Here is a 21568-nt window from a genome sequence, read left to right on the forward strand (position 1 = left end):
TATTCCTTACCAACTACGCTGTTTTGCGTAGTAAGCCTTGCTTTTTCAGATAGACTAATAATAGCGAAATAGCAGCAGGGGTGATACCTGAAATACGCGACGCTTGGCCAATTGTGTCTGGACGACTATCCGTAAGCTTAGCTACAACTTCATTTGATAAACCAGAAACAGTCGAATAATCAAAGTCTTTTGGTAAAACAGTTTGTTCATGACGCAGTTGTTTATTGATCTCGTCTTGTTGACGGGCAATATAACCTGCGTACTTAGTGTGGATTTCAACTTGCTCAAGTGCAGCTTGATTATCAAACTCTGAACCTAAGCCATCAATTGCCATTAAGTCGTTATAACGAATTTCAGGACGACGGATCAGATCTTCAAGGCTTGCCTCACGCGTTAATGGAGTCTTAAGTAACGCATTTACTTGTTCTACAGCAACATGATCTTTATGGATCCACGTTTCTTTTAAGCGTTGCGTTTCTTTTTCGATGATTTCCATTTTTTCGTTAAATGCAGCCCAACGAGCATCATCAACTAAGCCTAGTTCACGGCCTTTAGCTGTTAAACGGATGTCGGCATTATCTTCACGAAGTAATAAACGGTATTCAGCTCGGCTAGTAAACATACGGTACGGTTCTTTAGTACCTAATGTTGCTAGGTCGTCAATGAGTACACCTGTGTATGCTTCATCACGGCGTGGTGTCCAAGATTCTTTACCTTGTACTTGAAGTGCTGCGTTCATACCCGCAATTAGACCTTGCGCGCCCGCTTCTTCGTAACCGGTTGTACCATTGATTTGGCCTGCGAAGAATAAACCGTCAATAAATTTGGTTTCTAATGATTGCTTTAAGTCGCGAGGATCAAAGAAATCATATTCAATCGCATAACCAGGGCGACAAATATGTGCATTTTCAAAACCAGTGATTGATTGCACAATTTCTAGTTGCACATCAAACGGTAAACTCGTTGAGATACCATTTGGATATAATTCGTATGATGTTAAGCCTTCTGGCTCAACAAAGATTTGATGTTTGTCTTTATCAGCAAAACGTACAATCTTATCTTCAATTGAAGGACAGTAACGTGGACCAATACCTTCAATTACACCTGAATACATAGGTGAGCGATGCAGGTTATTGCGGATCACATCATGTGTTTTTTCATTTGTATAAGTGATGTAACACGGGATCTGTTGTGGGTGATCCGATTGTTTACCCATAAACGAGAATACAGGCGTAGGGGTATCACCTGGCTGTTCTTGCATCTTGCTAAAATCAACAGTACGCGCATCAATACGAGGTGGCGTGCCTGTTTTTAAGCGATCAACACGGAACGGCAATTCACGTAAACGCTGTGCAAGAGCAATTGAAGGTGGATCGCCAGCACGGCCGCCTTTGTAATTCTCTAAACCAATATGGATCTGGCCACCTAAGAAAGTGCCCACTGTAAGTACAACTGAAGGCGCGCTAAAACGAAGACCCATTTGGGTTACAACACCCATTACACGATCACCTTCAACAATCAGATCATCACATGATTGTTGGAAGATCTTTAAATTTTCTTGATGTTGTAATGTATGTTGGATAGCTGCTTTATACAAAGCACGGTCTGCTTGTGCACGTGTAGCACGTACAGCTGGGCCTTTAGATGAGTTTAAAGTACGAAATTGAATACCGCCTTTATCGATAGCCTGAGCCATTGCACCACCAAGTGCATCGATCTCTTTAACTAAATGGCCTTTACCAATACCGCCAATTGCCGGGTTACAAGACATTTGACCAAGGGTATCCATATTATGAGTCAGCAATAGGGTATTCATGCCCATGCGAGCAGATGCTAATGCAGCTTCAGTACCTGCATGTCCACCACCTACAACAATAACATCAAAACGTTCGTGAAAAATCATTTATGGGATCCTACTTAATCGACCAGCAAAACTTTGTAAAGGGAGCGTATTCTACCTAGAAATTTAGAGAAGATAAATGATTAAACAGTGCTCAAGATCTAAGTGGGTGATCTCTAATAATATAAAGGATCTTTTAAAGAGATCTTTTATTACTCTTATTACTAGTAACGGCTAGATCTGTTGATAATGTTCGCTTTACTATTTAAAACATGATCTTAACGCAGATCTAAAGGTGTTAATATGATCGGATCTTCCCGCGTAAAAGCTTTGATCAAAAGGGCTATTTATACACAGGACAATATCGATTGGATCTTATCCAAGGGATAAACTAGGTTAAAATCGCAGTTAGATCAGTGTTTATCCACAATCCGATCTAAATTATCAGTAAATTGTGGGTAACTTCTATAACGACGATCAATGCTGATCGGCTTAATTGAGTCCTACTGACTCGATCCAGCTTGGTAACCAGGCTAAAGCTGTGTCTTCTGGTAATGCTTCATCAAGAATATTGAGCTCTAAGCGTTCTGCGACGCGGCTTGCGCCTTTACTCGCTAATAACTCATCAAGATTACGGCCAGCATAGTTATAGGTGTCGTAACTGGTGTCACCTAGACCGATCACACTGTAGTTTAATCCTTTAAGATCAGCTTGTTGGTTAATAGATTCAACAAATGGCAGTAAGTTCTCAGGGTAGTCTCCCGCACCATATGTCGACGTACACATCAACCAAATAGTATCTTGCTGATCAATATCATCAAACACAGGCTGTTCATGAAGCTGCACTTGTACTCCTTGTTGTTCAAGGGCTTCTGCTAGTTGCTCTGCTACGTATTCAGCAGATCCCATTTGGCTGCCAACAATGATATTTACTGATTGCATGTGGTTGATCATGTAATTAAATAAGTGGCCACATGATAACGAAGTTAAGGTGTGAGTAAAGCGTTGAATTACGATCTGAATAAGTTTTTAAGCTCAAAATACAGGCTTTAATTTAATAATAATTTTAAAGTACTGTTTTTAATGGTTTTTTAAATATCATAATAAATTAAACCCTTTGATCAAGCTGTTAATAAATTTGGGGAAAGTTCTGATCAAGCTAAATATTGGAAAGTGTATAACTTTGCTAAGTTGTTGATCTTTAATTGTGTGTAAGCGCTTTTATTTTTAGATCAAGGTAAAGTTCGGGTTATGATCGTTTTGTGGATAGATCGCTTGTTGATAACGATCGGTTTGCAATTTGCGATCAATAAAACAGATCGAAAAAAACTAAAATAAGCGCTAATTAAAGGGGTTTTTAAGAAAATTAGTTATCAAAAAGGGGAGTTTTATGAAAATAAATTCAAATTTCAGCGTTTTTTTATGATCAAATCAGCCTTTAGATCTAAAAAAGCCTCAAATGTGGATAACATTTTTAGCTAAATTAGATCTTAAAAGCTGTTTTGATCTGATTTTTTAGCTCGCTAAGTTAGTTTTCGATCTGAGCTAAACTGTTTTTTATCGTATTACCGACTAGATCATAGAGCGAATTACCCAATGAAAATCGTTTTGCACCACCAGCGAAAGCCGCTTTTGCTGAGTTAAAATTGTTCATTGCCATCACATTTAATGGCATATCTATTGTGTTAGCTAAGCTGGTTATGTGCTCTATGTTAGTTAAGCCGGGCACAAACAGACCGTCTGCACCTGCATCTTGATACGCTTTTGCTCGCTCTAATGTTGCTTGAAAAGGGGAGTCACTAACAAAGTAGGTATCGGTTCTGGCGTTTATAAATAAACGACCAAAGCCATTTTCGTTAAGTACTTTCTTTATCTCACTAATAATAGTGCATTGCTGTTCGATAGATCTTAGTGCGTTAGTGGCTTTGTCTGAGTCTTCTATGTTGATACCTACAACCCCTAATCTTGCTAATGCTAAAACGTTTTGGCTAATTTGCTGCGGATCGTTACTGTAGCCCGACTCTATATCGACAGAGAGTGGAATATGTAAGTGTTCGGTTAAGCTTTTAACCAGCGCTATTTGAGTTTTAAAAGAGATGTTCTCACCATCGGCTAAACCTAAACTTGCCGCAATGCCCCAGCTGGTTGTTGCGACGGCTTTAGCGCCCGCAGTTTGGATGAATTGTGCTGAACTAAGATCCCACGCATTGGCGAGTACAAAACCTGTTGGCTGGTGGTGTAATTGGTGAAAAAGTTGATATTTGTCCATGATGTCCTCCGTTTAATGACATCGCTAGACTAATTGATATGAGGTTAATTACTGGCTGGTTTCGGCCCTGAACCGATGATTTATTGCTGGATTAAAAATAAAAAAGAGTCTTGCGACTCTTTTTTATAATATTAATGTCCGGAAATTATTTACCGATACAGAACGAACTAAAGATTTTCCCTAGTAGGTCATCAGAGGTAAATTCACCTGTTATCTCATTTAAGAACTGTTGAGTTAGGCGTAATTCTTCAGCAAGGATCTCGCCAGCAATATGCATCTCTAATTGCTCTTTACCCGTGTTTAAATGATAGGCCGCGTGATCAAGTGCATCTAAGTGACGACGACGTGCCATAAAGCCACCTTCAGTAGCACCTTGGAAACCTATACATGCCTTTAAGTGAGTACGAACTAACTCTATACCTTCTGCATTTTTAGCACTTAAACGGATCACCGGATATTGATCATGCTCATCCATACCGACATTTTCACCGGAAATATCGGCTTTATTACGGATCACTGTCACGCCCATACCCTCTGGTAACTTAGCCATAAACTCAGGCCAAATATCATGAGGGTCGGTAGCTGCTGTGTCTGTGCCGTCTAACATAAATAGTACGCGATCGGCTTGGTTGATCTCTTCCCATGCACGCTCAATACCAATTTGTTCTACTTTATCTGGGCTTTCACGCAGGCCTGCGGTATCGATAATATGCAGTGGCATACCTTCAATGTGAATATGTTCACGTAATACGTCACGTGTTGTACCGGCTATTTCGGTAACGATAGCAGCATCACGGCCAGCTAATGCATTGAGTAGGCTTGATTTACCAGCGTTAGGGCGACCCGCAATAACAACACGCATACCTTCACGCATGATGCTACCTTGCTTAGCTTGCTGAGTGACATTATCGAGTTGATCAATAATGGCATCGAGATCTGCTGCTACTTTACCGTCTGATAAAAAGTCGATTTCTTCATCAGGAAAATCAATCGCGGCTTCAACATACATACGTAGATGAATGACTTTCTCCACCAGCGTTTCGATGTGCTTAGAGAATTCACCTTGCAATGATTGAAGGGCGCTTTTGGCTGCTTGTTCACTGGTTGCATTGATTAAATCGGCAATTGCCTCAGCTTGGGTTAAATCAAGCTTGTCATTCATAAATGCGCGCTCAGAGAACTCACCTGGTTTTGCTAAACGTACACCGTCAATTTGGCTAATTTCTTTTAATAGCATATCAAGTACGACAGGGCCGCCGTGACCTTGTAGTTCTAGTACGTCTTCGCCGGTAAATGAATTTGGCCCTTGAAAGTAAATAGCAATACCTTGGTCAAGCTGTTCACCGCTCAAGCTTTTAAATGGCACATAGTCTGCGTAACGAGTCTTAGGACAACGGCCAATAATGTGCTCTGCCACTGTTTTAGCTAAGCTGCCAGAGACGCGAATAATACCAACCCCACCACGTCCTGGTGCGGTCGCTTGTGCTGCAATTGTGTCTTGATTAATCATGCGATGAAATAATGCCAATAAAAGAATGAATGCTGGCTCTATTGTAACCTATGGCTTAATTTCATGCGAATAGCTGTTTAGCGAATGAAGTAGTAGTTAGCTGATATTAGTAATACTTTATTTAGCTTTAATTAATAATAAACGGCCATTGCAAATGATAATTATATTCATTAACATGTTGCGCATTATTAACCTTGTCCCTTTTTACTATGCGTCTTTCTGCTGTTTTTATTGCTCTTGCTGCGGGTTTTTCAGGTATTGCTCATTCGCAAACTGAAGTTTCTACTGATCAAAATGATTCTAAAGAGATCGAAAAAATTGAAGTTGTTGGCCGTGCGTTTTCTTTATATCGCCCAACAGAGTCAAGTTTTGCTACTCGTACTAATACACCGTTAGAAAAAATACCTCAGTCAATTCAAATTTTACCGCAGGAGCTGATTAACGATCAGGCTGCTCGCCAAATTACCGACCTTTATAGCAATATTGCTGGTGTTAATGCCTTTAGTTATTCAGGCGTGACATTCCGAGGTTTTCGCCAAGATGAGATTTTATATGATGGCGTGAAGGGCGACCCTTTCAATGGCTTTGCTGTGCCACAATTATTTAATATCGAACAAGTTGCGGTGTTAAAAGGACCTGCTGGTGCTATATATGGTAGTGGTAATCCGGGCGGTATTATTAACTATGTGACTAAGAAGCCTAAATTCACCAGTGAGCACAGTATTGAAGTTGAAGTGGGGAATGATGACTTCTTAAGCGGTGCATTAGAAAGTACAGGAACATTGAGTGAATCACTTGATAACCATGCTTATCGTGTTGGCATCTACCGTGATACTGAAAAACCATTTCGTGAAAATACTAGCAGCGATAATACCATTGTTGATCTTGGTTATACGTGGCTTATAAACAATGCAACAGAATTGACCACTCAGTATACCTATATAGAACAAGAATTAGGTGGGGCGCGTTTACGTGGTGTCCCGGCTGATGATAACGGAAACTTTTTAACTGATATTAGCTGGAATCATAACGAGGCGACAGACTTTCAAAATGTTGAAGCACATGTTTATCAGGCGACTTTAAAACATGAATTTAATGATGCTTGGCGCACAGATGTCACAGCACGTTATTTTGATAACAAAGAAGTGCAAAACTATCATGAGCCAAGAGGTCTGGTAGATACTGACGGTGATGGAATTGTTGATTGGAGTCATCGCGAGTTTCGTGATCAAGTCCGTGAGAACGAAGGGTTTAGCTTAACAGCTAATGCAATTGCGGAGTTTGCATTTGCCAACATGCAGCATCAAGTGCTGTTTGGTAGTGATTGGTATGAACATGATTTTGAAAGTGTTTACCGTACAGCTACGCAACAAAGTAAAGGTGGCCCAGTACCAGGACTTGATCTTAACAATCCTGAATATGGTTTAACGTCTGCTGATGATTATGACCTTGATAGTATTACACCAAGGCTAGGGAAAACAAATAGCACCCGCTTTGGTGCCTACTTGCAAGATCAGCTAGATATCACCGCAAATTGGAGTGTGACAGCTGGCTTAAGATATGACCGTTTTGAAGATAAAGATCTGTTAAATCAAACCGAGTTTTCTGATAGCGACCTTACTTACCGTATTGGTACCAGCTACAACATTAATAATATGTTCTTCCCTTATGCGTTACATGGCACTGGCTTTGTGCCGCAAAGTGCCAGTAATCAGGAATCAGCAAAGGGCGGCCCATTCTCGCCTGAAACTAGTCGTATCAACGAGTTAGGTTTAAGAACCAAGCTATTAGAAGACACACTTGCTGTTAATATGGCGGCGTATGATATTGTTCGCGAAAACATCCTGCAGCCTAGCTTACTAGGTGATGTTGCAGGTGACGGCGTTGATGATTTAGTTGCTATTGGTGAAGTGCAAAGTAAAGGTTTTGAACTTGAAGTGGTTGGCGACATTACTGAGCGTTGGGTGGTTACTGCAAGTTATGCTTATAATGATACCCGTATTACTAAAGCAAACGACAGTATTACCAATCAAATACCTGATAGTGATAAATTTGCCAACGCACCGCAAAATACTTTAGGCATATGGACACGCTATGAGTTACCTCGCTTATCGTCATCTATTTCTGCTGGTTTAGATTATGTTGATGAACAGCTAAGTTTAGGCGGTCAACGCGTTAAACCTTATACGATTTACAACATGGCGTGGCAAACAACCATTAATAACTGGCAATGGCAGTTATCAGTTAAAAACGTGTTTGATAAAGAATACGCAAGCAGTGGCTTTATCGAGCGAACAGGGCACTTTCCTGGTGAACCACGTCGTGTCTATTTAAGTGCTAAATACAGCTTTTAATGGTGGCGTGTGAACGCTAAAAGTTGGTTTAACTTACATTCTTGGGCAGGACTCTTTTTAGGAGTCCTGCTTTTTGTTACCTGCGTATCGGGAACACTCGCTACGTTAAGTCATGAACTCGAATACTTATCAGACGCAAAATACCGTGCTTTAAGTTCTTCTACCTCTACTAACTACTCAGCTATCGAAAACACCCTTAACGAGCATTACCCGCAAGCTCAGTTACTTTATATACAACGCCATAAACAAGATTACCTTGCCACTGAGGCGGCCCTTAAAGTCGGTGATTCATTTCGTTTTGTTTATTTAGATGCCGCAACTGGCACCTTACTCGGTGAAGGAGAGTGGGCGCGGATATCGCGGTTTTTACGTAACTGGCATATGAACTTGTCGATGGGCTGGACGGGTAAATTAATCGTCACTAGTTTGAGTGTGTTACTCGTTATTTTATTGGTCTCGAGTTTTTATGTGTATCGGCGCTGGTGGCAAGGCTTTATGAAAAAGCCTGCTGCGCTAAGCCTCGTTAAACGTAGTAGTTGGGCTGATTGGCACAAACTGTTTGGGCTTTGGAGTTTATGGTTTATTGCGGTGATGGCCATTACTGGGATTTGGTATTTAGTCGAACATGGGCTGCAAACCGCTAAAGTGCCGCACACAGTTTCTTTACCACAAGCGGTAAGTGACTTTAAAAAACAACGTATTGAAAAGCATCTATCGCCAATTAGTTTAACTGCAGCATATGAGGCGGCTAAGCAGGCGTTTCCGAGCCTTGATATTCGCTATATTCGCTATCCTAATAAAGCGGAACAGCCTATTGAAGTGCGTGGATATAACGATGATATTTTACTGCGCCTACGTGCTAACCGTGTTTATTTAAAACCAAGCTCGGGTGAGTCACTAGGTATACAAAAAGGAGAAGAATTACCGATTGTAGCCCGGATCTCAGATACCGCTGATCCATTGCACTTTGGTAACTTTGCAGGAGTCGGAACTAAACTTATTTGGGGGTTATTTGGTGCATTGATGAGCTTTGTAAGCGCTGCTGGCATCTATATGAGTTGGCTTAGGGTTAAGCGTAAAACAACGGCTGTAAAGTGGCTTGGGGTATCTGGGGGGATTGCAATCGGTTTGGTTGTAGCTTCGCTACTAATAACGAGTTTGAGCTTTACTGAGCGCAGTGTGCCGAATCGGGTTTATTCTCCCATTCTTGGTTAGCCATTTTCAGACATTAAAAAAGGCGCAGTTAGCGCCTTTTTTGTTGGGTTAAGAGTTTAGCCTCTTACCTTAATACCTTTTTTCTCCATACCGCGGTAGATGATCAGCATCTGTGCGATTGAGATAAGGTTCGATACTAACCAGTAAAGTACTAGGCCAGATGGGAACCACAAGAAGAAAATAGAGAATACAACTGGCATAAAGGTCATCATTTTTTGCTGCATAGGGTCAGTAACCGTCATAGGTTGCAGCTTTTGAGTGATGAACATACTTAAACCAAATAAAACAGGTAATACGTAGTATGGGTCCATTGCTGATAAGTCATTTAGCCATAAAATGAATTCAGCATGACGTAGCTCTGTTGATTCTAAGAATACGTAGAATAATGCTAAGAAGATTGGCATTTGTAGTAACAGCGGGAAACAGCCACCCATAGGGTTTACTTTTTCTTTGCGGTACATTTCCATCATCGCTTGACCGAATTTTTGACGGTCATCACCATACTTCTCTTTTAGCGCAGCCATTTTAGGCTGTAGTGCACGCATCTTCGCCATTGACGTGTATTGTGCTTTAGTAAGCGGGTACATTGCCGTTTTAACGATAACCGTGATTGCAATGATAGCTAGACCCCAGTTACCTAGGATGCTGTGTAACCACTTAAGTAGTACGAATAATGGTTGTGAGATAAACCATAACCAACCATAGTCTACTGTTAGGTCTAAGTCTGGGTGAATTGCTTCTAGTACATCAGACTCTTTAGGGCCCATGTAGTAAGTTGAGCTAAGTGTTGCTTGCGTACCAGCTTGTACGTTAATTGCTTCACCTTTAGTACCAATAATTGCCGCATTACCAGCAACTAACTTGCTGTAAAGGGTATTTTGTTGGTCTTGCTGAGGTACCCAGGCACTTACAAAGTAGTGCTGGATAAATGCAATGTAGCCACCAGCTGTGGTGATGTTAAGGTTTTTATCAGCCATGTCTGAGAAGCTGTACTTTTCATATGGCTCTTCTTCAGTACCGTATGCTGCACCTAAGTAGTTTTGATCTACTAAGCTACCTTTGTCTTGTACAGTGCGTTTTACTTGCGTGTATAACTGAACTTGAATTGGGTCAGCTGTAACGTTGTTTACTGTGTACTCTAAACCTACAGCGTAGTCGCCTTTTCTGAAGATATAGGTTTTAGTAAACGTCACACCTTTGCTGTCGGTAAACTCAAGTGGAACACGCAGCTCATCACCATTTAAAGTGAATGCTTTTTGTGTGGTTTTATAAACCGGACGGCCTTCAACAGTCGCATCTGGGCCATTTAAACCAATTAAGCCGCTTTGTGAGAAGTATTGTTTACCGTCAAACACACCAAGTAGCATGTAAGGAGTATCACTGCCTTTTGTCTCTTCGTACTGAAGTAAGTCTGCTTCAATAATGTCACCACCACGGGTGTCAATTTTAACAGTGAATACATCAGTTGTTACATCGATAACTGAGCGCTTTGCTGTAGTAGCAGCTGGCACTTCACCGTCAGATGATGCTGGAATAAAGTCATCAGGTTCTGGTGTAGTTGCGCCTAGTGTTTGTGTTGTGGCACTTGGATCAGCTTTTGGTGCGTTGTAGTCGTTATTCCATTCTTGAAATAATAAAAACGACACAAGCATCAAGCCGATTAATAAAAACGTGCGTTGCGATTCCATAACAGCTCTTATTTCTCGTGTTGGTGGTTAATATGATTTTTTGCCGGTACGGGATCATCCCCACCAGCATGTAAAGGGTGGCATTTTAATATGCGTTTAACAGCTAACCAACTGCCTTTTACACTTCCATGCAAATTAATTGCTTGAATAGCATAACTAGAGCAGGTTGGGTTAAAACGACAATGCGGACCTAATAGTGGGCTTATCCATTTTTGATAGCCGCGTATTAGCATGACTAAACAGCGCTTTGGAATAGCAACAAGTGGTTTAAGTAACCTCATGATGTGTCAGCCCCTGCGTTAATTTAGTCAATGGATACCATGAATTTAAATTCCTATCGTAGAATTTTAAATGCATGATTAAAAGGTGAGCTAAAGATACCTTAATTAAGCCTGTAATTCTATTGCTATCAGGCTTGTTTATTAGATTTAGCTGATTTATTCGGGCGTTTTTTGAAAGGTGGTGGTTTTGGTGCACCAGGCTTGCAGCGTTCGTTAATTTTTCGCCACAATTTATTAAGTTGTTTTGTTAGCTCGTCGTTTGACTGCTCATCAATACCACTTTTAACCATAAGCACAATATCAATGTTATCGAGTTTGTGTTGATTTAAACGAAAACTTTCGCGAGCAAGTCGTTTGATTCGATTACGTTGGCAGGCTTTTTTAACGCGTTTTTTTGCGACCGTAAGACCTAATCGAGGATTAGTTTGGTCATTGCGTTTAGCTAATAGGGTAAAAAAGGAGTCGCGACGCGTGCTGGTTCATTAAAGATTCGAGAGTAATGCGAGGGAGTTAACAGACGTAACTCCCTGCTGAAGCTAAAGTCTTCCACTTATATATTAAGCAGAAAGAACTTTACGGCCTTTAGCACGACGACGAGCTAATACTTTACGGCCATTTGCTGTTGCCATACGAGCACGGAAACCGTGTGTACGTTTGCGTTTTAAAACGCTAGGTTGAAAAGTTCTTTTCATAACAATTCCATCCGATCGGTTAAGGTTAAAACATCCTATGCAGGTCGCGATCCTGGCACAGGTGCCATTGCGAGCGCGAGATATTATAGATGAAGACAGCAAAAGTCAATCATTAAAACGCTGCAGAGGTAGTAATTATAAAGGATCCTTTTGCGTGATCATATAGGATCATCATAAATAAGAAGTTTTCCACAGCCTCTGTATAAAAAGTGAATAAAAGCTTGGGAAAAGCCAATTCGATCGTAGAATTTGATCGCGATCTGCGTCTAAATTTGTTATGATCACTGTTCGAGCTTAAAAAATAATTTTCTTTAAAATCAATATTTTAATGTTTTATGTTGGCGAGATCATATTTTTCATAAAAATCAATCTTGTACTTGTGGATAAAGTACCTTCATAATAGTCGGTCTGGGCCAAGAAAGTTGGTCAAAGATTAGCAATAAATGTTTGATTTTCCATCATTAAAGATGAACGGGAATAAAAATTAAATCTCTGGGAGTTTAACTGTGTATCTGTCGGTTTGGCAAAGTTGTTTATATGTATTGCAAGATGAATTGCCTTCACAGCAATTCAGTATGTGGGTAAGACCACTTCAAGCAGAAAGTACCGAAGATACGTTGACTATATATGCACCTAATCGTTTCGTTTTAGATTGGGTGAGAGAAAAGTATTTAAACCGTATTAATGAACTACTCGTTGAAATTTGTGGTGATGAAGCACCTGAATTACGTTTTGATGTTGGTAGTAAACCCATTTTAAATGCTCAAGCGGCATCAGCTCCGGCTGCATCGGAAGCAAGTGCACCAGTGAGTGCGCAACATACTACCGAAAAGCAACAACCAAAACCTGAAAAAGCAGCGGTAGAGCCTGCTCCAAAATCAGGTTATAAATCAAACATTAAAGAAAATTATACCTTTGATAGCTTTGTTGAAGGTAAATCAAACCAATTAGCAAAAGCCGCGACGACTCAAGTTGCAGATAACCCCGGTTCGGCATTTAACCCTGTATTTATATATGGTGGTACGGGCTTAGGTAAAACTCACTTATTACACGCTGTTGGTAACGGTATTATGGCTAATAAGCCAGACGCGAAAATTGTCTACATGCACTCAGAGCGATTTGTGCAAGACATGGTTAAAGCACTGCAAAATAATGCCATCGAAGAGTTTAAACGTTATTACCGAAGTGTTGATGCATTGATGATCGATGACATTCAATTTTTCGCTAATAAAGAGCGCTCACAAGAAGAGTTCTTTCATACCTTCAACGCTTTACTTGAAGGAAATCAACAGATTATCTTAACTTCAGACCGCTATCCAAAAGAGATAGAAGGGGTTGAAGATCGCCTTAAATCACGTTTTGGCTGGGGCTTAACCATTGCTATTGAGCCGCCAGAACTTGAAACACGTGTTGCCATTTTGATGAAAAAAGCCCAACAAAGTAAAATCAATTTACCTCACGAAGTGGCCTTTTTTATCGCGAAAAAATTGCGCTCAAATGTACGTGAATTAGAAGGGGCGTTAAACCGTGTTATTGCTAATGCAAACTTTACTGGTCGTCCGATTTCGATCGACTTTGTAAAAGAAGCCCTACGTGATTTACTTGCACTGCAAGATAAACTGGTAACGATAGATAATATTCAACGCACTGTTGCTGAGTATTACCGTATTCGTGTGTCAGATTTACTTTCTAAACGTCGTAGTCGTTCAGTAGCAAGACCACGCCAAGTGGCCATGGCATTATCAAAAGAACTAACAAATCACAGTTTACCTGAGATTGGCGACGCCTTTGGCGGTCGCGATCACACAACAGTATTACACGCTTGTCGTAAAGTTAAATCACTCCGTGATGAAAGCCACGAAGTGAAAGAAGATTATCAAAACTTAATAAGAACCTTGTCATCTTAAGGCCGACTTTATTATGCAAATAACAATATCAAGAGAGCAATTTTTAAAACCTTTAGTTCAAGTGTCTGGTGCGATCGAGCGTAAGCACACCTTACCGATTTTATCGAACGTACTGTTAGTTGTTGAAAACGGGCAACTTTCGATGACAGGTACTGATCTTGAAATTGAATTAGTAGCGAGTGTGTTTGTTGGTGAAGATACCACAGATACAAAACTCACTTTACCAGCTAAAAAGTTACTCGATATTTGTAAAAGTTTACCTGATGGCTCAGACCTTACGTTAAGTAGCCAAGATCATCAGTTACTACTCACCAGTGGTAAAAGCCGTTTCTCTTTAACGACACTTGCGGCTGAAGATTTTCCTAATCTTGAGCAATGGGATGGTGAAGTAGAGTTTCAACTAACACGACTAGAGTTACGTAAGCTTTTAGAAAGCACACATTTCTCTATGGCTAATCAAGACGTACGTTATTACTTAAACGGTATGTCATTTGAAGTTGATAACGCAGACATTAAAACAGTGGCTACAGATGGTCACCGTTTGGCAATTGCACAAAAGCAATTACCACAATCTTTAAATACACAACGTCAGTTAATTATTCCACGTAAAGGTGTGCAAGAAATTATGCGCCTTATGGTGGCTGATGATGAGTTAGTTACCATTCAATTTGGTGCTAACCATATTCGTATTATTGATACTGAATTTACCTTTACCAGTAAGCTGGTGGATGGTCGTTTCCCTGACTATCGTCGTGTATTACCGCGTGGTGGTGATAAAATTATTACTGCTAACCGCGAATGGTTGCGCAGTGCTTTTCAGCGTGTGTCTATTTTATCGAATGAAAAATTCCGTGGTGTACGATTAAACCTATCTGAAGGTTTATTGAAAATTACTGCCAACAACCCTGAGCAAGAGCAAGCCGAAGAAGTTGTTGAGGTAATGTACCAGGGCGGCGAACTTGAAATTGGCTTTAACGTTTCTTATGTGCTTGATGTACTAAATACATTAAAAACAGAAGATGTTGTTTTCACGCTTGCTGATTCAAATAGCAGTGCGCTAATTGAAGGTGCGGGTGACGAAGAAGCTATGTACGTTGTTATGCCGATGCGCCTATAAGCTTGTATGAGTTTAAGTCATTTAAGCCTCAATAATTTTCGGAATATTGAGGCGCTGACACTTGAGCCGGTTAATGGCATAAACATTATCTATGGCGAAAATGGCAGCGGTAAAACTAGTCTCCTTGAGGCGATTTATTTCCTTTCTCACGGTAAATCATTTCGTACCGCCAAACATAAAAATATCATCCAGCATCAACAAGACAAGTTTGTGATCCATGGTCGTAAAGCACTACACGATTTGTCTATTCCGATTGGAATTAGTAAGAACCAAGCGGGTGAAACATCTTTAAAGATTCAGGGAAAAACGAGCCGTAAAATTTCTGAATTAGCCCAGCTAGTACCTGTGCAGGTGATTACGCCAGAAAGCTATTCATTGTTTTTTGGTGGCCCAAAAGAGCGTAGAAAATTTCTCGATTTAGGATTGTTCCACGTGGAACATGACTTTTTTTATTTATGGCAGTCTTTTAATAAAGTACTTAAACAACGTAATGCCTTATTAAGAAGTAAACCAAGAGATTATTTCGAACAGATCAAGTTTTGGGACAAAGAATTTGTTAGACTAGCTGAGCAAATAAATAATTTAAGAATTGCGTATATAAGTAGGTTTAAGCAGCAGTTTTTTGATAAAATGTGTGCAGAATTAACGCTTGTAAGCGATTTAGAAATTAACTTTCATGCGGGCTGGAAAGAGAGTGAAACGCTCTCTGAGGCGCTTGAGCAAAGCTTTGAACGTGATGCCAAACAAGGTTTCACAAGTAAAGGTCCGCATAAAGCTGATTTTAGTTTTAGTGTTTCTGGTAACAGTGTAGAAAATACATTTTCTCGCGGTCAATTGAAGCTCTTGCTTTATGCGTTAAAAGTAACGCAAAATAGCTTAATTGAGTCAGAAACAGATAAGCAATCTATATTGCTAATAGATGACTTACCTTCAGAGTTAGGTGAAGATACAAAAGAAAAAGTGGGTCAGCTTTTGACTCATTGCGATTCGCAGCTTTTTATCTCATCAATTTTATCTGAAAGTATTTCTGCTGTGGTGGAACCCATGCAACGAGAACTAAAAATGTTCCACGTGAAACATGGCAACCTAATAACAAGATAAGTGGGATTAACCATGTCTGAGAATTACGATTCGTCGAGTATTAAAGTACTTAAAGGATTAGACGCAGTAAGAAAGCGTCCAGGAATGTATATAGGGGACACCGATGACGGTACAGGCCTACACCACATGGTGTTTGAGGTTGTTGATAACTCTATCGATGAAGCCTTAGCTGGTCATTGTGATGATATTTTTGTAACGATTCACTTAGACGGTTCTGTCTCTGTAAGAGATAACGGTCGTGGTATCCCTACATCTATTCATGAAGAAGAAGGTGTATCAGCGGCTGAAGTTATCATGACGGTACTTCACGCTGGTGGTAAGTTCGATGATAACTCATATAAAGTATCAGGTGGCTTACACGGTGTAGGTGTTTCAGTAGTAAACGCTCTATCTGAAAAACTACAGTTAACGATTCGTCGTGAAGGTAAACTGCATCAGCAAACATATACAATGGGTGTACCTGATGCGCCATTGGCAGTGATTGGTGAAGCAAGTGATACAGGTACTGAATTACGTTTTTGGCCAAGTGGTGAAACATTCACTGACTTAAACTTTCATTACGACATTCTAGCAAAACGTTTACGTGAACTTTCGTTCTTAAACTCAGGTGTAAGCATTATTCTTACAGATGAGCGCGAAGAAACGAAAACAGACCACTTTAAATATGAAGGTGGTATTCAGGCGTTCGTTGAATACTTAAACCGTAATAAAACACCTGTACATAAAAGTGTTTTCCACTTTACCCATGAGCGTGAAGAAGACGGTATCAGTGTTGAAGTATCAATGCAGTGGAACGATGGTTTCCAAGAAAGCATTTACTGTTTCACAAACAACATTCCACAACGTGATGGTGGTACGCACTTAGCTGGTTTTAGAGCTGCATTAACGCGTACGCTAAATAACTACATGGAAAAAGAAGGCTTTAATAAAAAAGCGAAAACAACCAGTAATGCAACGGGTGATGACGCTCGTGAAGGCTTAACGGCTGTTGTCAGTGTTAAAGTTCCTGATCCTAAGTTCTCATCACAAACGAAAGATAAACTTGTATCAAGTGAAGTTAAGTCTGCTGTAGAACAAGCAATGGCAGAAAAGCTAACAGAGTTCTTATTAGAGAACCCGGTTGATGCAAAAACAGTTGTTGGCAAAATTATTGATGCAGCTCGTGCTCGTGAAGCTGCACGTAAAGCGCGTGAAATGACTCGCCGTAAAGGTGCAATGGATTTAGCCGGTTTACCGGGTAAACTGGCTGACTGCCAAGAAAAAGATCCAGCACTTTCTGAACTATACATAGTGGAGGGTGACTCTGCAGGTGGTTCAGCTAAGCAGGGTCGTAACCGTAAAAACCAAGCAATTTTGCCACTTAAAGGTAAGATTCTTAACGTAGAAAAAGCACGTTTTGATAAGATGCTTTCTTCTCAAGAAGTAGCAACTCTTATCACCGCGCTAGGTTGTGGTATTGGTCGTGATGAATATGACCCAGAAAAACTACGTTACCATCGCATCATTATCATGACCGATGCGGACGTGGATGGTTCTCACATTCGTACTTTATTGCTGACTTTCTTCTACCGTCAAATGCCAGAGATTGTAGAAAAAGGCTTTATTTATATTGCACAGCCACCACTATATAAAGTGAAAAAAGGTAAGCAAGAGCGCTACATCAAAGATGACCCAGCGCTAGTTGATTACTTAACGTCATTAGCATTAAACAATGCTGCACTTTATACAAGTGAAGGTGCATCTGCACTTGAAGGTGAAGCGTTAGAAACGATTGTTCACGATTATCAAAGCACTGTTAAAGTAATTGAGCGTTTAAAACGTAAATACCCGAATACGGTAATGGAACGCTTAATCTATCAAAGCGAATTAACTGAAGCTGATTTATCAAATGAAGCAAAAGTTAAAGAGTGGACTAACACCTTAGTTGATGACTTAATTGCACGTGACGAAGATGCAACTATCTTCCACGCAAGCACAGAGCATGATACTGAGCGCAACTTGTATTATCCAGTTGTGAATATCCGTCAGCACGGTGTTGATAAGGCTCATGTATTAAACCATGACTTCATCACATCACGTGACTATAAACGTATTGCTGCAACGGGTGCGAACATCGCTAACCTAATTGAAGCGGGTGCATACATTCAACGCGGTGAGAAAACTCAGCCTGTTGATAACTTTGTGGATGCGTTAGAGTGGTTAATTACTGAATCTAAGCGTGGACTATACATCCAACGCTATAAAGGATTAGGTGAGATGAACCCAGATCAGCTTTGGGAAACCACCATGGACCCAGATGCTCGTCGTATGTTGAAGGTAACCATTGAAGATGCTGTTGCAGCTGACCAATTGTTCGCGACATTAATGGGTGACCAAGTTGAACCTCGTCGTGACTTCATTGAAACGAATGCACTACGCGTAGTTAACTTAGACGTATAAAGTTAAAATTGATATTTAAAAAGGAGCCAACTGGCTCCTTTTTTTATTACTGAAAAAGCACAAACTGCTTAAAACCTTACTGCACACAAGGTATACTGAGAGCAATTTTCAGACTAAACGCACCAGATACTATAAGCCAAATATGCAAAAATATGACGTTAAAACCTTCCAAGGTTTGATCCTGGCTTTACAGGACTATTGGGCACAGCAAGGCTGTGTGATTGCTCAACCACTCGATATGGAAGTGGGAGCAGGGACATTTCATCCGTTAACATTCTTAAAGTCGATTGGCCCAGAGCCAATGTCGAGCGCGTATGTTCAACCATGCCGTCGTCCAACTGATGGTCGTTATGGTGAAAACCCAAACCGCTTACAACATTACTACCAATTCCAAGTAGTATTAAAACCATCACCAGAGAACATCCAGGAGCTCTATTTAGGCTCTTTAGCTGCTGTTGGTATCGATACGCTAACTGATGAAGTTCGCTTCGTAGAAGACAACTGGGAGTCGCCAACATTAGGTGCTTGGGGTCTAGGTTGGGAAATCTGGTTAAACGGCATGGAAGTGACTCAGTTCACTTACTTCCAACAAGTAGGTGGCCTAGAGTGCTCACCAGTAACAGGTGAGATCACATATGGTCTTGAGCGTTTAGCAATGTACATTCAGGGCGTAGATAGCATCTATGACCTAGTATGGGCAGACGGTCCTATGGGTCGTGTAACATACGGCGATGTATTCCATCAAAACGAAGTTGAGCAGTCTGCTTATAACTTCGAACAAGCAGATGTTGAGTTCTTATTTGCACAGTTTGATCACTGTGAAAAAGAAAGCGAAAAACTAATCGAAGCAGGCTTACCATTACCAGCCTATGAGCAAGTAATGAAAGCATCACATGCATTTAACTTATTAGATGCACGTCACGCTATCTCAGTAACTGAACGTCAACGTTATATCTTACGTGTTCGTGCTTTATCTAAAGCGTGCGCACAAAGTTACTATGATGCCCGTGAAGCACTTGGTTTCCCGCTTTGTAAGGATTAAGAATTAGCATGTCAGCAGAAAATTTATTAGTAGAAATTGGCACAGAAGAGTTGCCACCGAAAGCACTTCGTAAACTTGCTGAGTCATTTGCTGAGAACTTAACAGCAGAACTTGCAAGCTTAGAACTAGCACATCAAGGTGTTAACTGGTACGCGTCTCCACGCCGTTTAGGTTTACGTGTGACTGCGCTTGAAGCAAAGCAAAGTGACAAAGTAGTAGAAAAGCGCGGTCCTGCAGTAGCAGCTGCATTTGATGCCGATGGTAATCCAACTAAAGCAGCAATGGGTTGGGCACGTGGTTGTGGTATCGATGTGAGCGATGCAGAAACGATTGAAACAGATAAAGGTGCTTGGTTATTACATAAAGCACAAGTAGAAGGTCAATCAACAACTGCACTTATGAGCGATGCAGTAAACAAGGCACTTGCTAAACTGCCTATCCCTAAACCAATGCGTTGGGGTGCGAGCAAAACGCAATTTATTCGCCCAGTACACACTGCAACTATTTTGTTTGGTAGCACGCTAATTGAAGGTGAAATCCTTGGTAAGCAAGTCGGTAACCAGTTACAAGGTCACCGTTTCCATCATCCAGAAAAAGTCACAATCAATCACGCTGATGATGTGTTTGATGTTCTTAAATCTGCTTACGTTATTGCTGACTTTGCAGCGCGTAAAGCACAAATTCGCGAACAGATTGAAGCAGCAGCTAACGCTGTAAATGCAAAAGTAGCGATGGATGAAGATTTACTTGAAGAAGTAACATCGTTGGTAGAATGGCCAGTAACGCTGACAGCAACATTTGAAGAAGCATTCTTAGCTGTTCCTTCAGAAGCACTTATCTATACCATGAAGGACGACCAAAAGTACTTCCCGTTATTAGACCAAGATGGCAACTTACTTAACAAGTTCCTATTTGTTTCTAATATCGAAAGTAAAGATCCAAGCGTGGTCATTGCCGGTAACGAAAAAGTTGTTCGTCCTCGTTTAGCCGATGCGCAGTTCTTTTACGAAACCGATAAGAAGAAAACGCTAGAGAGCCGTTTAGAATCTTTAGATACTGTTTTATTCCAAAAACAACTTGGTACGCTGAAAGACAAATCTGAGCGTATTAGTGAACTTGCGGGTTACATTGCTGAGCAATTAGGTGCGGATGCCGAGCTGGCTAAGCGTGCTGGCTTATTAAGTAAAACAGACTTAATGACCGAAATGGTTATGGAGTTTACCGACGTACAAGGTGTAATGGGTATGCATTACGCTCGTCACGACGGTGAAGCTGAAGAAGTTGCTCTCGCGCAAAACGAACAATATATGCCACGCTTCGCGGGTGATAACTTACCAACAAATGTGATCAGCTGTGCTGTAGCAATTGCTGATAAGTTTGATACGCTGGTGGGTATTTTTGGTATTGGTCAAGCGCCAAAAGGCGACAAAGACCCATTTGCACTTCGCCGTGCAGCAATTGGTGCATTACGCATCATGGTTGAAAAATCATTACCGCTAGATATCTTAGATCTTGTTGCTAAGTCACAAACGTTATTCGGTGAAAAGCTAACTAACTTAAACGTATCAACAGATGTGTTTGAGTTTATGCTAGGTCGTTTCCGCGCATGGTACCAAGATGAAGGTATCGAAGTTGATGTCATTCAAGCTGTGTTAGCACGTCGTCCAACTAAACCAGTTGATTTCGATCGTCGTGTTAAAGCGGTAAGTCACTTCCGTACATTAGACGCAGCAGAAGCGCTTGCAGCAGCAAATAAACGTGTAAGCAATATCTTGGCTAAAAATGATATCACAACACAAGGTGATGTGAATGAGAGCCTATTAAGCGATGAAGCAGAAAAAGTATTAGCGTCACACGTTGCTAAGTTCGCAACTGAGCTTGCACCTCTGTATGCAAATGGCGATTACCAAGAAGCATTATCACAACTTGCGGGTATCCGTGAGAGTGTTGATAACTTCTTCGATAACGTCATGGTAATGGCAGATGACGAAGCGGTTAAACAAAACCGTTTAGCATTATTAAGCCAACTAAGCCGTCTGTTTTTAGATATTGCTGATATTTCTGTACTTCAGAAGTAAGCAGTAGCCAATTAATAAAAGCCAGCTCTGTGCTG

15 protein-coding genes and 1 pseudogene are annotated in these 21568 nt (G+C 40.7%); 8 read left to right on the top strand and 8 right to left on the bottom strand.

The genetic code is table 11. The features are described 5' to 3' along the window. Positions 1-13: 13 nt before the first annotated feature. The 4 genes from mnmG to mnmE form a co-directional block, all read right to left on the bottom strand. Positions 14-1903, bottom strand: coding sequence for a tRNA uridine-5-carboxymethylaminomethyl(34) synthesis enzyme MnmG (gene mnmG / locus P4S60_RS16935; protein ID WP_105173826.1), 1890 nt, complete (start codon positions 1901-1903; stop codon positions 14-16). A gap of 429 nt (positions 1904-2332) precedes the next feature. After that, positions 2333-2782: an FMN-binding protein MioC gene (mioC, locus tag P4S60_RS16940; RefSeq protein ID WP_337116710.1), complete on the bottom strand. Its 450-nt coding sequence runs from the start codon at positions 2780-2782 to the stop codon at positions 2333-2335. A gap of 586 nt (positions 2783-3368) precedes the next feature. Further along, a complete protein-coding gene (locus tag P4S60_RS16945; protein ID WP_337116711.1) occupies positions 3369-4109 on the bottom strand; it encodes an isocitrate lyase/PEP mutase family protein in 741 nt (246 codons plus the stop codon). A gap of 145 nt (positions 4110-4254) precedes the next feature. Next, positions 4255-5619, bottom strand: coding sequence for a tRNA uridine-5-carboxymethylaminomethyl(34) synthesis GTPase MnmE (mnmE, locus tag P4S60_RS16950; protein WP_337116712.1), 1365 nt, complete (start codon positions 5617-5619; stop codon positions 4255-4257). 209 nt (positions 5620-5828) lie between these two features. On the opposite strand from mnmE, the gene P4S60_RS16955 reads away from it, so the two are divergent. Both P4S60_RS16955 and P4S60_RS16960 read left to right on the top strand, forming a co-directional pair. Further along, on the top strand, positions 5829-7973 hold the full coding sequence (locus P4S60_RS16955) for a TonB-dependent siderophore receptor (RefSeq protein WP_337116713.1): 2145 nt from the start codon (positions 5829-5831) through the stop codon (positions 7971-7973). Between the two features lie 9 nt (positions 7974-7982). Further along, the gene (locus tag P4S60_RS16960; protein ID WP_337116715.1) at positions 7983-9188 is read left to right on the top strand and encodes a PepSY-associated TM helix domain-containing protein; all 1206 of its coding nucleotides are present in this window, start codon (positions 7983-7985) and stop codon (positions 9186-9188) included. Between the two features lie 56 nt (positions 9189-9244). Here the strand turns inward: P4S60_RS16960 and yidC are convergent, their stop codons facing one another. The 4 genes and pseudogenes from yidC to rpmH all read right to left on the bottom strand — a co-directional run bounded on the left by yidC (position 9245) and on the right by rpmH (position 11849). Further along, positions 9245-10876 carry a membrane protein insertase YidC gene (gene yidC, locus P4S60_RS16965; RefSeq protein ID WP_337116716.1) on the bottom strand — a complete coding sequence of 544 codons (1632 nt, stop codon included), beginning with the start codon at positions 10874-10876 and terminating at the stop codon, positions 9245-9247. Between the two features lie 8 nt (positions 10877-10884). Continuing rightward, positions 10885-11157: a membrane protein insertion efficiency factor YidD gene (gene yidD / locus P4S60_RS16970; RefSeq protein ID WP_054563758.1), complete on the bottom strand. Its 273-nt coding sequence runs from the start codon at positions 11155-11157 to the stop codon at positions 10885-10887. Positions 11158-11285: 128 nt separating this feature from the next. Then, positions 11286-11707: pseudogene (rnpA, locus tag P4S60_RS16975) on the bottom strand (ribonuclease P protein component). A 7-nt stretch (positions 11708-11714) separates the two neighbouring features. After that, the gene (gene rpmH, locus P4S60_RS16980) at positions 11715-11849 is read right to left on the bottom strand and encodes a 50S ribosomal protein L34 (RefSeq protein ID WP_008488847.1); all 135 of its coding nucleotides are present in this window, start codon (positions 11847-11849) and stop codon (positions 11715-11717) included. Between the two features lie 506 nt (positions 11850-12355). Here rpmH and dnaA point away from each other — a divergent pair. The 6 genes from dnaA to glyS all read left to right on the top strand — a co-directional run bounded on the left by dnaA (position 12356) and on the right by glyS (position 21533). Beyond that, a complete protein-coding gene (gene dnaA, locus P4S60_RS16985) occupies positions 12356-13756 on the top strand; it encodes a chromosomal replication initiator protein DnaA (RefSeq protein WP_337116718.1) in 1401 nt (466 codons plus the stop codon). A gap of 13 nt (positions 13757-13769) precedes the next feature. Further along, the gene (gene dnaN / locus P4S60_RS16990; protein ID WP_063701437.1) at positions 13770-14873 is read left to right on the top strand and encodes a DNA polymerase III subunit beta; all 1104 of its coding nucleotides are present in this window, start codon (positions 13770-13772) and stop codon (positions 14871-14873) included. 6 nt (positions 14874-14879) lie between these two features. Next, the gene (gene recF, locus P4S60_RS16995) at positions 14880-15974 is read left to right on the top strand and encodes a DNA replication/repair protein RecF (RefSeq protein WP_119854117.1); all 1095 of its coding nucleotides are present in this window, start codon (positions 14880-14882) and stop codon (positions 15972-15974) included. Between the two features lie 12 nt (positions 15975-15986). After that, the gene (gyrB, locus tag P4S60_RS17000) at positions 15987-18413 is read left to right on the top strand and encodes a DNA topoisomerase (ATP-hydrolyzing) subunit B (protein ID WP_063701442.1); all 2427 of its coding nucleotides are present in this window, start codon (positions 15987-15989) and stop codon (positions 18411-18413) included. 142 nt (positions 18414-18555) lie between these two features. After that, positions 18556-19455 carry a glycine--tRNA ligase subunit alpha gene (gene glyQ, locus P4S60_RS17005; protein ID WP_054554789.1) on the top strand — a complete coding sequence of 300 codons (900 nt, stop codon included), beginning with the start codon at positions 18556-18558 and terminating at the stop codon, positions 19453-19455. Between the two features lie 8 nt (positions 19456-19463). Continuing rightward, positions 19464-21533, top strand: a complete 2070-nt coding sequence (gene glyS, locus P4S60_RS17010; protein ID WP_337116720.1) for a glycine--tRNA ligase subunit beta — start codon at positions 19464-19466, stop codon at positions 21531-21533. Positions 21534-21568: the final 35 nt, after the last annotated feature.

Source organism: Pseudoalteromonas sp. Hal040, assembly GCF_037162425.1.
GTDB classification, from domain to species: Bacteria; Pseudomonadota; Gammaproteobacteria; order Enterobacterales; family Alteromonadaceae; genus Pseudoalteromonas; species Pseudoalteromonas gelatinilytica.